At 58.4% G+C, this 13529-nt stretch carries 16 protein-coding genes; 8 read left to right on the forward strand and 8 right to left on the reverse strand.

Annotated features, from left to right (window positions below):
* Nucleotides 1–93: 93 nt before the first annotated feature.
* The 3 genes from ACR0MV_RS01710 (at nucleotide 94) to coaD (ending at nucleotide 2070) form a co-directional block, all read left to right on the forward strand.
* On the forward strand, nucleotides 94–996 hold the full coding sequence (locus tag ACR0MV_RS01710; RefSeq protein WP_480700795.1) for a LysR family transcriptional regulator: 903 nt from the start codon (nucleotides 94–96) through the stop codon (nucleotides 994–996).
* Nucleotides 997–1056: 60 nt separating this feature from the next.
* Nucleotides 1057–1494 carry a CBS domain-containing protein gene (locus ACR0MV_RS01715; protein ID WP_480700796.1) on the forward strand — a complete coding sequence of 146 codons (438 nt, stop codon included), beginning with the start codon at nucleotides 1057–1059 and terminating at the stop codon, nucleotides 1492–1494.
* A gap of 84 nt (nucleotides 1495–1578) precedes the next feature.
* Complete coding sequence (coaD, locus tag ACR0MV_RS01720; protein ID WP_170425204.1) at nucleotides 1579–2070, forward strand: pantetheine-phosphate adenylyltransferase; 492 nt, start codon at nucleotides 1579–1581, stop codon at nucleotides 2068–2070.
* Here the strand turns inward: coaD and gap (ACR0MV_RS01725) are convergent.
* From gap (ACR0MV_RS01725) to gap (ACR0MV_RS01735), 3 genes are all read right to left on the reverse strand, one after another.
* Nucleotides 2062–3066, reverse strand: coding sequence for a type I glyceraldehyde-3-phosphate dehydrogenase (gap, locus tag ACR0MV_RS01725; RefSeq protein WP_480700797.1), 1005 nt, complete (start codon nucleotides 3064–3066; stop codon nucleotides 2062–2064). The two genes, coaD and gap (ACR0MV_RS01725), sit on opposite strands and share 9 nt — an antisense overlap.
* 82 nt (nucleotides 3067–3148) lie before the next feature.
* A complete protein-coding gene (locus tag ACR0MV_RS01730; RefSeq protein ID WP_480700798.1) occupies nucleotides 3149–3292 on the reverse strand; it encodes a hypothetical protein in 144 nt (47 codons plus the stop codon).
* A gap of 71 nt (nucleotides 3293–3363) precedes the next feature.
* A complete protein-coding gene (gap, locus tag ACR0MV_RS01735; protein WP_170425194.1) occupies nucleotides 3364–4365 on the reverse strand; it encodes a type I glyceraldehyde-3-phosphate dehydrogenase in 1002 nt (333 codons plus the stop codon).
* 181 nt (nucleotides 4366–4546) lie between these two features.
* Between gap (ACR0MV_RS01735) and ACR0MV_RS01740 the strand changes: the two genes are divergently transcribed.
* Nucleotides 4547–5518: a DUF808 domain-containing protein gene (locus tag ACR0MV_RS01740; RefSeq protein ID WP_480700799.1), complete on the forward strand. Its 972-nt coding sequence runs from the start codon at nucleotides 4547–4549 to the stop codon at nucleotides 5516–5518.
* A gap of 69 nt (nucleotides 5519–5587) precedes the next feature.
* Nucleotides 5588–6388, forward strand: a complete 801-nt coding sequence (locus tag ACR0MV_RS01745; protein ID WP_480700800.1) for a thioesterase family protein — start codon at nucleotides 5588–5590, stop codon at nucleotides 6386–6388.
* Nucleotides 6389–6472: 84 nt separating this feature from the next.
* Here ACR0MV_RS01745 and tkt read toward each other — a convergent pair whose 3' ends face one another.
* Nucleotides 6473–8494, reverse strand: a complete 2022-nt coding sequence (tkt, locus tag ACR0MV_RS01750; RefSeq protein ID WP_480700801.1) for a transketolase — start codon at nucleotides 8492–8494, stop codon at nucleotides 6473–6475.
* Between the two features lie 235 nt (nucleotides 8495–8729).
* Here tkt and ACR0MV_RS01755 point away from each other — a divergent pair, with 235 nt between their 5' ends.
* From ACR0MV_RS01755 to ACR0MV_RS01765, 3 genes are read left to right on the forward strand one after another with little or no spacing between them, the layout of a single operon-like run.
* Nucleotides 8730–9527, forward strand: a complete 798-nt coding sequence (locus ACR0MV_RS01755) for a coiled-coil domain-containing protein (RefSeq protein ID WP_170425181.1) — start codon at nucleotides 8730–8732, stop codon at nucleotides 9525–9527.
* Nucleotides 9527–9922: a cell division protein ZapA gene (locus ACR0MV_RS01760; RefSeq protein WP_170425178.1), complete on the forward strand. Its 396-nt coding sequence runs from the start codon at nucleotides 9527–9529 to the stop codon at nucleotides 9920–9922. The genes ACR0MV_RS01755 and ACR0MV_RS01760 overlap by 1 nt, the downstream gene beginning before the upstream one ends.
* Nucleotides 9919–10269: an MliC family protein gene (locus ACR0MV_RS01765; RefSeq protein ID WP_170425175.1), complete on the forward strand. Its 351-nt coding sequence runs from the start codon at nucleotides 9919–9921 to the stop codon at nucleotides 10267–10269. The genes ACR0MV_RS01760 and ACR0MV_RS01765 overlap by 4 nt, the downstream gene beginning before the upstream one ends.
* Here ACR0MV_RS01765 and grxD read toward each other — a convergent pair whose 3' ends face one another.
* The 4 genes from grxD to purL form a co-directional block, all read right to left on the reverse strand.
* Nucleotides 10270–10632, reverse strand: a complete 363-nt coding sequence (gene grxD, locus ACR0MV_RS01770; protein WP_170425172.1) for a Grx4 family monothiol glutaredoxin — start codon at nucleotides 10630–10632, stop codon at nucleotides 10270–10272. It lies immediately after the preceding gene.
* Complete coding sequence (locus ACR0MV_RS01775; protein WP_170425169.1) at nucleotides 10629–10880, reverse strand: hypothetical protein; 252 nt, start codon at nucleotides 10878–10880, stop codon at nucleotides 10629–10631. The genes grxD and ACR0MV_RS01775 overlap by 4 nt, the downstream gene beginning before the upstream one ends.
* Nucleotide 10881: 1 nt before the next feature.
* Entirely contained in the window at nucleotides 10882–11118 is a 237-nt protein-coding gene (locus ACR0MV_RS01780; protein ID WP_170425166.1) for a BolA/IbaG family iron-sulfur metabolism protein, read from the reverse strand.
* Between the two features lie 135 nt (nucleotides 11119–11253).
* Nucleotides 11254–13413, reverse strand: a complete 2160-nt coding sequence (purL, locus tag ACR0MV_RS01785) for a phosphoribosylformylglycinamidine synthase subunit PurL (RefSeq protein ID WP_480700802.1) — start codon at nucleotides 13411–13413, stop codon at nucleotides 11254–11256.
* Between the last annotated feature and the right edge of the window lie 116 nt (nucleotides 13414–13529).

The raw sequence follows: 13529 nt of genomic DNA on the forward strand, positions 1-13529 counted from the left end.
CCGAATAGATTTGCGCGCAGGATAGGCTTGCATAATTTGCGTGAACAGAGGCAATGTCTCAAAGAAGTTTTGCAAAAATGCAAAGGACGGGTTTTGACGCCAAATTGGGATGATATGCGGGTCTTTTTGGCCGTTGCGCGCGAGGAAAGCCTGTCAGCCGCTGGACGCCAGTTGAAAATCGACCCCGCAACCGTCGGGCGGAGGATCGCTCGACTGGAGGCTTCTCTGGACGCGCCGCTGTTCACCAAGTCGCAGCAGGGGTATTTGCTGACACAAGCAGGTACGCGCTTGATGGAACACGGCCTGAAAGCCGAAGAGGCGATGCGCGCCGCAGCAGGGTCAATGGCGGGCACGTCAAAGAAGCTCAGTGGTCAGATACGGATCGGTGCGCCAGATGGATCGGCCAACTACCTATTGCCTCAGGTCTGCGCGAAAATCAGTGATGCCAACCCGGACCTGGATATTCAGATTCTTGCCTTGCCCCGTGTGATCAACCTGTCCCGGCGCGAGGCCGATATGGCCGTGACCGTCAGCGCACCGACTGCGGGCAGCTTGTTGGTGCAGAAGATCACCGACTATAAATTGCATCTTGTCGCGACGCGCGACTATCTGGCTGCGCATTCTGAAGTACGGTCGCTCGAGGACCTCAAAGGTCATCGTATGATTGGCTACATTCCGGACATGATCTTTGACCGCGAGCTGGACTATCTGGTCGATATCGGTGTTGACCGTGTTCCGCTTGCATCGAATTCGGTGTCGGTGCAGCTGCGTCAGGTGACGGTGGGCACGGGCATCTGCGTGGCGCATGATTTCACGCTGCCATTTCATCCGAACCTGCAGAAAATCCTAACGGATCAGGTGAGTCTGACCCGCAGTTTTCACCTGGTGCGCCATCAGGGCGATCAGCGGAACGAACGGCTGAACCGTTTCGCACAGGCCCTGACGCAGGGCATCCGTGAAGAGGTTGAGCGGCTTGAAGCCGAAGTGTCACCTTGACAGGTTTATTCATTCCGGCAACGCTTTGGAAAACAGGACATTATTTCGGAGGTTACGCATATGCTCGTTCAGGCCATTCTGAAATCCAAGGCCACCGGAGGGGTCGTCACAGTTGCGCCAACGGTCACGGTGTCAGACGCTTCGAAGATTTTGTCGGAAAAGCGCATCGGTACAGTGGTTGTGTCAGAGGATGGTGGCGAGACGGCAATGGGTATTTTGTCCGAACGTGACATCGTGCGCGAACTGGCCGCCAGTGGTAGCGGCTGTCTGACCCAACCGGTCAGCGCCTACATGACGCATGACCTTGTGACGGCCACGCAGCAAGACACTGTTCAGGACATCATGAGCCGCATGACCGAAGGGCGATTTCGCCACATGCCGGTTGTCGAAGAGGGCAAGCTGGTAGGGATTGTCACGCTGGGCGATGTGGTCAAGGCTCAGTTGGCGGAACTGGCCATGGAGAAGGACGCCTTGCAAGGCATGATCATGGGCCACTGAAGTCTTGTGACCAAACGCTGCCCCTTGCGTCTGCGGCAGAGTTATGTTTGCTGGCGCAGAATTATTGTTGCGCAGGAGGCCCTGATGAGGGTTGGATTATATCCAGGAACTTTCGATCCAATTACTCTGGGTCATATCGACATCATCCGGCGTGCTGCGGCGTTGGTTGACAAGCTGGTCATCGGCGTCGCCATTAACCGCGACAAAGGGCCTTTGTTCTCACTGGAAGAACGCGTGGCCATGATCGAGGCCGAATGCGCTTACCTGACCGAGCAAACCGGGACCGAGATTGTTGCTCATCCTTTTGAAAATCTGCTGATTGATTGCGCCCGCGATGTTGGGGCACAGATCATCGTGCGCGGTCTGCGCGCTGTTGCGGATTTCGAGTATGAGTTCCAGATGGTCGGGATGAACCGGGCACTAGATGACTCGATCGAGACGGTCTTTCTGATGGCCGAAGCACGGCATCAGGCCATCGCGTCTAAACTGGTTAAAGAAATCGCCCGTTTGAACGGGGACGTGTCGAAATTCGTCACGCCCGCCGTCAAAGATGCTCTGACCGAGCGTTTAGGCTAGGGCGCCCATCGCGGCTGCGGTGTCCAGCATCCGGTTCGAGAAGCCCCATTCGTTGTCATACCACGCAAGAACGCGAACCAGGGTGCCGTCGGTCACCTTGGTTTCTGGTAGCGACACGGTCGAGCTGTGCGCGTCGTGGTTGAAATCTACCGAGATCAACGGGCGGTTCTCGGACGCCAGAACTCCGGGGATTTTGGCTGCGGCTTCTACGAACAGCGCGTTCACTTCTTCTTCGGTCGTTGGGCGCGATACTTCGGCGACCAGATCGACCACGGATACGTTCGGGGTAGGGACCCGAATGGCCTGGCCGGTCAGTTTGCCTGCCAATTGCGGCAGGACCAGCCCAACGGCCGAGGCTGCACCCGTGGTGGTCGGGATCATCGACAGGGCAGCTGCGCGCGACAGGTAAGGATCCTTTCCTGCCGTGTCGTGGACCGGTTGGCTGGCGGTATAGGCGTGAACAGTGGTCATGTTGCCGTGCACAATCCCGAGGCCCGCATCCAGTGCGGCGGCGACAGGAGACAGGCAGTTCGTCGTGCACGATGCGTTCGAGACAACGGTGTCCTCAGCGGTCAATTCGTGATCGTTGACGCCAAACACAATGGTCTTCACCGCGCCATCGCCACGGGCAGGCGCCGAGATCAGAACCTTTTTCGATCCGTTTTCAAAGTGACGAGACGCGGCTTCGCGTGTGCGGAACACGCCGGTGCACTCCAAAACGACGTCGATGTCCGACCAATCCAGCTTTTCGGGCTCACGTTCACTGGTCAGACGGATTGGGCCCGCACCAATATCCAGACCAGCTTCGGTCAGGGTCACCGGCTTTGAGTAACGGCCATGCACGCTGTCAAACTCGAAGAGATGCGCGTTCATTTCGGGTTTTGCCAGATCGTTGATGGCGACGATTTCAACATCCGTGCGACCGGACTCCATCACTGCGCGCAATACGCCGCGTCCGATCCGTCCAAATCCGTTGATTGCCAGCTTGAGTGTCATGTCCTGCTCCGTCCGAAATTCGGCAAAAATGAAGTTAGCGCTAACAACGCTAGTTCAGCGGAAAAGTCAAGCGAAACATCACTCAGCGCCAGAAGGCGAGCCAATCCAGAAAGGCGTAAAGTTTTTTACCAAGGAACAGCAGGTGTTCGGTTCCGAAGATGGCGTAGTCGATCAGAAACAGGCCCAGGATCAGCAAAGCAAGCCAAATGGCGATTTGATTGGTCATGATGGCCCCGGACGAAAACGCCCGCCCAGATAACCTGAGCGGGCGAAAAGGTTCAAGATTTCAGAGGTATCTTAGTTAAGCCGACCCATCGCAACAGCGACGTCTGCCATGCGAACCGAGAACGCCCACTCGTTATCGTACCAGGCCAGAACGCGAACCATGCGGTCGCCAACAACGCGGGTCTGGTCCGGCGCGAAGATCGAACTTTCTTCGGTGTGGTTGAAATCGGTCGAAACCAAAGGTGCGGGTTCATAACCCAGAACGCGCTGCATCGAACCCTGCGAGGCTTCGCGTACGATGGCGTTCACTTCTTCTGCTGTGACATCACGCGAAGCGCGGAAGGTCAGGTCAACAGCCGAGACGTTCGGTGTCGGCACGCGGATGGCAGACCCGTCCAGACGACCCTTGAGGTTCGGCAGAACTTCTCCCAGGGCTTTCGCCGCGCCGGTCGAGGTCGGGATCATCGACATAGCGGCTGCGCGAGCGCGGTACAGGTCACTATGGCGGCGGTCCAATGTCGGCTGGTCACCGGTATAGGCGTGGATCGTGGTCATGATGCCGTGTTCGATGCCGATGCCTTCGTCCAGGACCTTGGCAAGCGGAGCAAGGCAGTTCGTGGTGCAAGAGCCATTGGAGACCATTTTGTCGTCGGCCACCAGGCTGTTGTGGTTCACACCGTAGACGATGGTCTTGTCGACGTTCTTGCCGGGGGCAGACAGCAGAACCTTTTGCGCTCCGCGCTCAAGGTGGGTGTTGGCCTTCAGCCCGTCGTTGAACTTACCGGTGCATTCCAGAACGACGTCACAACCGTCCCAATCCAGCTCGTTCATGTCATAGGTCGAGAACATCTCCATCGGGCCGCGGCCCAGATCCATAGTCTTACCGTCGATGGCAACGTCGCGCGGGAAGCGGCCGTGGATGCTGTCGTATTTCAGCAGATGCGCCGTTGTTTCCAGCGGACCAGTCGCGTTGACCTTGATCACTTCGATGTCGTTCCGGGCGGATGCCGCGATATGCGACAGTGTACAACGGCCGATGCGGCCAAAACCATTGATGCCGACCTTGATGGTCATATGACGTCTCCAACTGCGCTTGCTTTGCAGGCCATATAGCCGTCAATGCCCTTTCTCAAAAGAGCAAAAGTGACATATTTTTAACGTGTTAGCGCAAACCTGCGCCGGTTGCGCTAACGCTTGCGCTAGCCGTCGGATCAGGTAGGGTTTGAGTGCGGCAGGTGAGATGAAAGGAAGCGCCATGAGCGGTCTGTTGGCCCTATTGGATGACGTTGCAGGCATTGCAAAAGTTGCGGCGGCGTCCGTTGATGATGTGGTCGCAGCAGCGGGCAAGGCGGGGGCAAAGACGGCGGGGGTCATCATTGACGACGCGGCAGTCACCCCGAAATACGTTCAGGGATTCGCTCCGGCGCGCGAGTTACCGATCATCTGGCGCATTGCGCGCGGTTCTATTTTCAACAAAATCATCCTGCTGCTGCCCGTCGCCTTGTTGCTGGCCAATTTTGCCCCGTGGATGATCACGCCCTTGCTGATGCTCGGGGGGTCCTATTTATGTTTTGAAGGGGCCGAGAAGATTTTCCACGTCCTCTTTCCGCATGGCAGCCACGTCATCAAAGAGGACATGGCAATTCGTGATCCCGGCCACCTTGAGGAACAAAAGGTCAAAGGGGCGATCAAGACCGACTTTATCCTTTCTGCCGAAATCATGACTATAGCGCTGGCCGCAGTTGAGGCCCCGAACCTTTGGATGCAGGCGGCCACTCTGGCGGTCGTCGGTATCGGTGTCACGGTGGCGGTCTATGGCTCGGTGGCGCTGATCGTAAAGATGGACGATATCGGGCTGTATCTGGCCCAGAACGCGTTCACCCCGATCGGGCGCGGGTTCGGTCGTGGGTTGGTCAAGGCGATGCCGGTGGTGATGAAGATGCTGTCCGTCGTCGGTACGGCTGCGATGCTGTGGGTTGGCGGATCCATCATCATTCACGGGATGGAGGTTCTGGGATTTGGCTGGCTGGGTCACCACATCCACGACTGGGCCTATGCAATCGGTCATTCCGTTTCAGAACAGTGGGTTGGAGCGGTCGAGTGGATTTCCAAAGCTGCGATGGATGGTGTGTTTGGGCTGGCCTGGGGGATGGTTTTGATCCCGCTGGCGACAAAGGTAATCTCACCCGCGCTCAAGGCGATTAAGGGAAATTCTGAGGCGCACTAACGCGAGGTTACAGGTGCTCGGGTTGCTGTCACTTCTTATGGTCAGTGCGAACTGAGGGAATCCCAAACCATGTCCGAGCTTACCCTGTCCCAGACTCTTGAATCAGCTGAACGTGTCGACGACACGCAGAACTACCCGTTGCCGCCGAACTGGATGCAGGGTCGGACCGGTTTTGGCGGGTTCACCGCCGCTTTGTTGCTGCATGCAGCGCGTGCGCAACATCCGGATTTGCCGCCTCTGCGCTCTGCTATGATCAACTTTACGGCTCCGGTTACCGAAGGCCCTGACGTCAGTGCCGAGGTTCTGCGGCAGGGCCGCAACGTGACGACGCTATTGTCTCGCGCGCAGGTCGCGGGAAGAACGGCTGCTGTTGGCACCTTTTCCTTTGGTGCACCTCAGCAAAGCCAGATTGCTGTTGAACACCCCGCCAAGACCGCACCCAATCCTGAAGATACGCCCAGTTACCTGCCGCAGGGACTGACAAAGGCACCGATTCCATTTCTTGATAACTTTGATCTTCAGTTGATCGACGGACAGCTGCCCTTTGCCGGGTCCGACAATGGATACAACCGCGTCTGGGCCCGCCATAGGGATCCGAAGATGCGGGGCAAGTTGGAGGGTTTGATTGCTCTGGCCGATGTACTGCCGCCGATGGTGTTCCCATTGTTGAAGGCGCCTACAGTCAATTCATCGATGAACTGGATGATCAATCTGTTGTCGGAATCCGTTCAAACCCGGGATGGGTGGTGGTTGATGGAGAACCAGTTGACCGCTGGCCGCGATGGCTACAGCTCGCAAGTGATGCGGATGTGGAATACGGACGGCGAACTTGTGGTCGACGGAATGCAATCGGTGATTATCTTCGGGTAAGCCCGCGCAAGGTTACAAAAAGGTTACAAAAAAGCCCCGGTCGAAACCGGGGCTTTTCTTGTTTCTGCGGATGGAAATGCGGGATTAACCCAGCAGTTCCTTAACCTTGGCAACGGTTGCCTCGGCTGTGATGCCGAAATGCTTATACAGCTCACCAGCCGGGGCAGATGCACCAAAGCTGTCCATGCCGATAAAGCCTGCTTTGGCCTCACGACCACGCTCACCCAGCAGCCAGCGGTCCCAACCACCGGCGCGAACAGCGGCTTCAATGCCGACGCGAACAGCACCGGCAGGAAGAACGCGTTTGCGGTAGGCTTCGTCCTGCTCGGCGAATAGCTCCATGCACGGCATTGATACGACGCGAGTTCCGATGCCTTCGGCTTCGAGCATCGCCTTGGCTTCCATCGCCAGCGAGACTTCGGAACCAGTGGCGATCAGGATGGCCTGACGCTTGCCTTCGGCTTCGGCCAGAACATAAGCACCCTGTGCAACAAGGTTCTTGGTTTTGTGCTGCGTCCGAACGGTCGGCACGCCCTGACGGGTCAGCGACAGGACAGAAGGGCTGTCCTTGAAGGTCAGTGCCAGTTCCCAAGCCTCAGCGGTCTCAACCGTGTCGGCGGGACGGAACACATAGGTGTTTGGTGTCGCGCGCGAGATCGCCAGATGCTCGACCGGCTGGTGGGTCGGACCGTCTTCGCCCAGACCGATCGAGTCATGGGTCATCACGAAGACCGACGGGATTTTCATCAGAGCCGCCAGACGCATGGACGGGCGGGCATAGTCGGTGAAGGCCATGAACGTGCCGCCATAGGGGCGGATGCCACCATGCAGCGCCATGCCGTTCATCGCAGCGGCCATGCCGTGCTCGCGGATGCCGTAGTGGATGTAGCGGCCTTTGCGGTTTTCCGGCAGGAACACGCCCATATCGGCCGATTTGGTGTTGTTCGAGCCGGTCAGGTCAGCCGAGCCGCCAACAGTCTCGGTCATGATCGGGTTCACGACGTTCAGAACCTTCTCGGACGAGGCGCGGGTGGCCAGTTTTGGCTGATCTTCCGACATCTGCTTTTTGAATGCGCGGATGGCACCTGCCAGCTTCTTGGGTGCTTCAAACGCGTAAGCGCGATTGAACTCGGCCTGTTTGCGCTCTGACAACTGAGCGAAACGCTCTTCCCATTCCGCGCGCTCTGCGGCACCACGGGCACCAATGGCTTCCCAAGCAGATTTCACATCTGCAGGGATCTCAAACGCGTCGTGTGGCCAGCCATAGCCGTCCTTGGCAGCTTTCAGCTGCTCCTGATCCGTCAGCGCGCCGTGACCCTTCGAGGTATCCTGTGCTGCGTGACCCAGAGCGATATGGCTTTCGCACGCGATCATGGTCGGTTTGTTCGACTTTTTCGCCTGGACGATGGCTGCATCGATCGCTTGCGGATCGTGGCCGTCGATTTCAATCACGTGCCAGCCCGAAGCCGCGAAACGGCGCACCTGATCGGTGCGGTCTGCAATATCGACAGTGCCATCGATGGTGATGTTGTTGTTGTCCCAGAAGACGATCAGCTTGCTCAGCTCATGACGACCGGCCAGTGTGATCGCCTCTTGGCTGACGCCTTCCATCAGGCAGCCGTCACCTGCGATGACATAGGTGTAGTGGTCAACGACCTTCTTGCCGTAATGCGCGCGCTGGATTTCCTCGGCCATGGCAAAGCCAACAGCGTTCGAGATACCCTGACCCAGCGGCCCGGTGGTGGTTTCGATCCCGTCGACCAGGAAGTTTTCCGGGTGACCGGCGGTCTTTGCGCCCAACTGGCGGAAGTTCTTGATCTCTTCCAGCGTCACATCCGCATGGCCTGTAAGATACAGCAGGGAGTAGATCAGCATCGAACCGTGACCAGCCGACAGGATGAACCGGTCGCGGTCCGGCCAGTTCGGGGCCGAGGCGTCGAATTTCAGGTGCTTTTCAAACAGCACGGTCGCAACATCGGCCATGCCCATGGGCATGCCGGAATGGCCGGAATTGGCGGCGGCGACGGCATCAAGGGTCAGGGTGCGGATGGCCGCAGCCTTGTTCCAGTGTTCAGGATTGGCATTGCGCAGCGCAGTCAGGTCCACGGGCGTTGTTCCTTTGGATTACAGGCAGATGGGGCGCTCAATACCATCCACCCCCCAAAGTGCAAGCAGAACCGGGGGTTGCAGTCGGTTGGTGCTTCAAGAATGCTGTCCAAGTGGTTGAAAGCAAACAGTGGGTATTTTCCGTTCCGTTCGGTTAGACTAGGCCAATACTCGGCTCGTATTGATTCGGATGGGCCGTCGAAAAAGTGAACCTTGGTAAAGAGGTGGCAGGGGCATGAGCCAGATCGAAGACTTACAGCGCCGTATCATTGCCGCAATGGACAGGATCGGAGCCGGTATGGACGCACTGAGCGCCGCGCCGGTTGCAAGTGGCGACCAGGATTCTGAGTTGCGCACGGCTCTTGAAGACGAACGCGTAGCCAATGCGCAATTGGAAGAGCGGCTGAAATCCCTAAAGGAACGGCATGAGAGCGAAGTCGACGCCATGCGCGCCGACATGGAGGCGCTGAAATCTGCGCCAACCGAAGATCCCGAGAATGGTGCGTTGCGCCAGCAGTTGACCGAGGCGACGGCCAAGCTGGCTGCTGTCGAGGCCGCCAGGGCGGAACTGGCCGAGGCCAAGGCCGCCTTGGAAAATCAGGATGAACTGGCCGTTTTGAAATCTGAGAACGAAGAACTCAAGGCGGTCGTGACTAAGGCACAAGCCCTCGAAGAGGAAAACAAACGCCTGCGCTCGGAACTGGCCGACAGCGAGCGTGTAGCCGAACTGAACGCCGAGCTTGAAATGCTTCGTGCGGAGCGCACCAGCCACGGCGCGGCGATGTCGCGTCTGGATGATGACCTGCAGCGTATGCGCAAGGCGAATGAACAATTGCGCGAGTCCGTGGATGAATTGCGCGCCGCCAGCGAAGGCGGCCTGCCGGATGCCGAGCTTCTGAACCGCGCCACAGTGGCCGAGCTTGAGGCGACCAAGGCCGCTCAGGCCACAGACGCCGCCGAGGCCCAAGCCGTTCTGGCCCGGCTGGAACCCTTGCTGTCGCAGGCAAAACTGGCTGAGGGAGAGGTGGAGTAATGCCCGAATTGACCATTCATATCGGTGGGCGCGGCTTTGATGTCTCGTGCCAGGATGGCGAGGAACAGTTCCTGCAAACCGCCGCCAAAATGTTGGATGACGAGGCGCAGGTTTTGTCGGATCAGATTGGCCGGATGCCCGAGGCGCGCATGCTGCTGATGGCGGGGCTGATGCTGGCAGACAAAACCGCAGCAACGGATGACAAGCTCAAAGCGGCAGAGGCCAAATTGTCTGTGCTGGAAAACGAGCTACAGGGGCTGCGCAACCAACCTGCGCCCGAACCCGAGCGGGTCGAAGTGGCCGTTGTGCCACCCTCTGTCACGGACACACTGGCCGAACTGGCCGCTCGGGCCGAAGCACTGGCCACCGTGATCGAGGAGAAATCGACAAAATGAACGCGTTGAAAACGGTTGCGATTGCAGGCCTTTTCGGTCTGCAGGGTGGTTTTGCGTGGGCGGATATGGATATCCTGCCGGTTACGTTCACCTGCGAAAATGGTGTGCCGCTGGAGGTTGCGTATTTCAACGCACCTGATGGGTCCGGCGCCGCTGCAATGCTGGTGGATAACCAATTGGTCGCTCTGCAGCAGGTGCCCAGCGGATCAGGTATTCGCTATGAATCGCAGGGTTCAAACGGATCTTACATCCTGCGCTCGAAAGGCTGGGATGCCACCGTCAGCTTTCTGGCGACCGGTGGGGCCGCCAGTGAGCAGGTCGTTCTGGAGAATTGCTCCAGCCGTTGATCAGGCGTTTGCTTCGCGGATCTTGTCGGCTGCTTCTTTGTTGTAGCCGACACCGTTTTCATCAAACAAAGTGTCCAACTCACCCGACAGGGTCATCTCGGTGATGATATCGCAGCCGCCCACGAACTCACCTTTGACGTACAGCTGCGGGACGGTCGGCCAGTCGGAATAGTCCTTAATGCCCTGGCGCACGGCCTCGTCGGCCAGAACGTTCACATCGGCATATTCTACGCCCATGTAGTTCAGCACGCCTGCCACGCGGGACGAGAACCCGCATTGCGGCATCTCTTTCGTGCCTTTCATATAAAGCACCACATCGTTGGCTTTGACGGTTTCGTCGATCTGGGTCTTCACGTCAGTCATTTCGCGTTTCCTTTGCTCTTCGGCATCATCGCTTTGGCGTATTCTTTTGGGTTCTTCGGAATATGGGTCTGCGCCGAGCTAATTGCACCATCATGTGAATTGTAGGAGGAATGCAGGAGGTGCTTTCCATGCCCGGGTTGCGATCCTCGTCTTGTTTTGCGTTCAGTCTTTGAATTGTTCCACGCAATGAGCGCGATCAGCAGAACAAAGACGGATACTGCAATTGAGATTACGATCGCATGCTCCATGTCACTCCGGCACTTTGGTGGTCAGGGCCAACGCGTGCAGGTCACCGTCCGGGCCGTCCATCTTGCCTTTCAAGGCAGCATAGACGGCGCGTTGTTGCTGGACCCGGTTCTTGCCGCGAAAGCTTTCGTCCACGACCATGGCGGACATGTGTACGCCATCGCTGCCGCCGACCTGAATTTCCGCGTCTGGAAAGGATTCACGCAGCAGGGCTTCAATTTCGTGGGCGCTCATCGGCATGTAGATTTCTCCTGAAGGTCTTTCCCAAGATGTAGAGCGCGCGGACGGGGCGTGCAAGGGTGTGATGGGGGGCAAAAAACGAGAAAACCTGCGCCGGGCGGGGCGCAGGTTTCGGGTTCTCAGTTTGGTACGAATTTATGCGACAGCTTCGGCAAAGCTGGAGCGGAACGTAGCGGCCAGATCCTCAAGCGAGGCTTCCGAGCTTCCGATCCGAACACTGTCGCCGGTGAATTTTCCGACCGAGACCAAGGGAACGCCCGCCTGACCAGCGGCGATCATCAGAGCTTCGGCCTGGTCAAAGTTGCAGGCGACCAGATAGCGGGCCTGATCCTCGCCGAACAGGAATTCGGTCGAGGCTTCATCCAAGTGCACGCCTACGCCCGCGGCTTCGGCCAGTTCGAACGCTGCGAGGGCCAGGCCGCCGTCACCGAGATCGGTGCAGGCCTTGATCATCTCACGGTTAGCGCGGATGAAATCGCCGTTGCGCTTTTCTGCATCCAGATCGACATGGGGCGCGTCGCCGTCTTCGCGGTTGAACACCTCGGCCAGCAGGGCGGATTGCCCCAGATGACCATTGGTTTCGCCGATGACCAGCGCAACATGGCCCTCGCGGACCTCGTTGCCGATGATCTCGTCGGTGTGGGCCAGCAGGCCCACTGCGCCGATCGTCGGGGTCGGCAGGATCGCCTGACCGTCGGTTTCATTGTAAAGCGAGACGTTGCCCGACACGATGGGCATGTCCAGTGCGGCGACGGCCTCGCCAATGCCTTTGATCGCGCCAACGAATTGACCCATGATTTCAGGTTTTTCGGGGTTGCCGAAGTTCAGATTGTCGGTGGTGGCCAGCGGCTTGGCCCCAACAGAGGTCAGGTTGCGATAGGCCTCGGCCACGGCCTGCTTGCCGCCCTCAATCGGGTTGGCACGGACGTAGCGCGGGGTCACGTCGCTGGTAAAGGCCAGCGCTTTGTCAGTGCCATGCACGCGCACCATTCCAGCGCCCAGACCCGGTGTGCGGCCGGTATCCGCCATGACCATGGTGTCATACTGTTCATAGACCCACTGCTTGCCCGCGTAGTTGGGAGAAGCGAGCAGGGCGCGCAGACCGTCGATTGGGTCGATCTGCGGGACCTCGGCCAGCTCTTCGGCCTCGGGCGTTGCAACCCATGGGCGGTCATATTCAGGCGCAGTCGAGGACAGTTTCGACAGGACCAGATCGGCTTTAACTTCACCATTGTGGACGATAAGGAAACGGTCCTCAGCAATCGTTTCACCGACGATAGCGAAATCTAGGTCCCATTTCTCGAACACCGCGCGGGCTTCGGCCTCAAGCTCGGGCTTGAGGACCATGAGCATGCGTTCCTGAGATTCCGACAGCATCATTTCGTAGGCGGTCATGTTCTCTTCACGCTGTGGAACGTTCTCGAGGTCCAGACGCACGCCCAAGCCGCCTTTGTCGCCCATCTCAACGGCGGAACAGGTCAGGCCAGCAGCCCCCATGTCCTGGATCGAGATCACGGCACCGGTCTGCATCAGCTCCAGCGTCGCCTCCATCAGGCGCTTTTCGGTGAAGGGGTCGCCGACCTGAACTGTGGGGCGTTTTTCTTCGATCGTATCGTCGAATTCCGCCGAGGCCATAGTTGCGCCGCCTACACCGTCGCGGCCGGTTTTGGCACCCAGATAGACGACGGGCATCCCGACGCCCGAAGCGGCCGAGTAGAAGATCTTGTCACTGTCGGCCAGACCCGCGGCGAACGCGTTTACCAGGCAGTTGCCGTTGTAAGCCGGGTGAAAGCGGACCTCGCCACCGACACAAGGTACGCCGAAACAGTTGCCGTAGCCGCCGATGCCTTCGACCACGCCGTTGACCAGTTGGCGGGTTTTGTGGTGACCGGGCTCACCAAATGACAGAGCGTTCATCGAGGCTATCGGCCGCGCGCCCATGGTGAAGACGTCGCGAAGTATGCCGCCCACGCCGGTCGCTGCACCCTGATAGGGCTCGATATACGAAGGGTGGTTGTGGCTTTCCATCTTGAAGACAACGGCCTGACCATCACCAATATCGACAACGCCTGCGTTTTCACCGGGACCGCAGATCACCTGAGGGCCCGAGGTGGGCAGGGTGCGCAGCCATTTCTTGGAGGACTTATAGGAACAGTGCTCATTCCACATGGCCGAGAAGATGCCGAGTTCGGTAAATGTCGGCTCGCGCCCGATGATCTCGAGGATCATGTCGTATTCTTCGGGCTTAAGCCCGTGTGCAGCAATCAGATCCGGGGTGATGGCGGGCTCTTGCATCGTCTGTCCTTGTCCAAGGGTGGCCGAGATTGCGGGCCTTTTACGGCAAGGGCGCGCCAGTGGGAAGGGTCAAGAGGGCGCAGGCACGTCAGAACCGCCAAGCGGGGCAAATAAGT

Source organism: Ruegeria sp. BC3 (assembly GCF_056539265.1).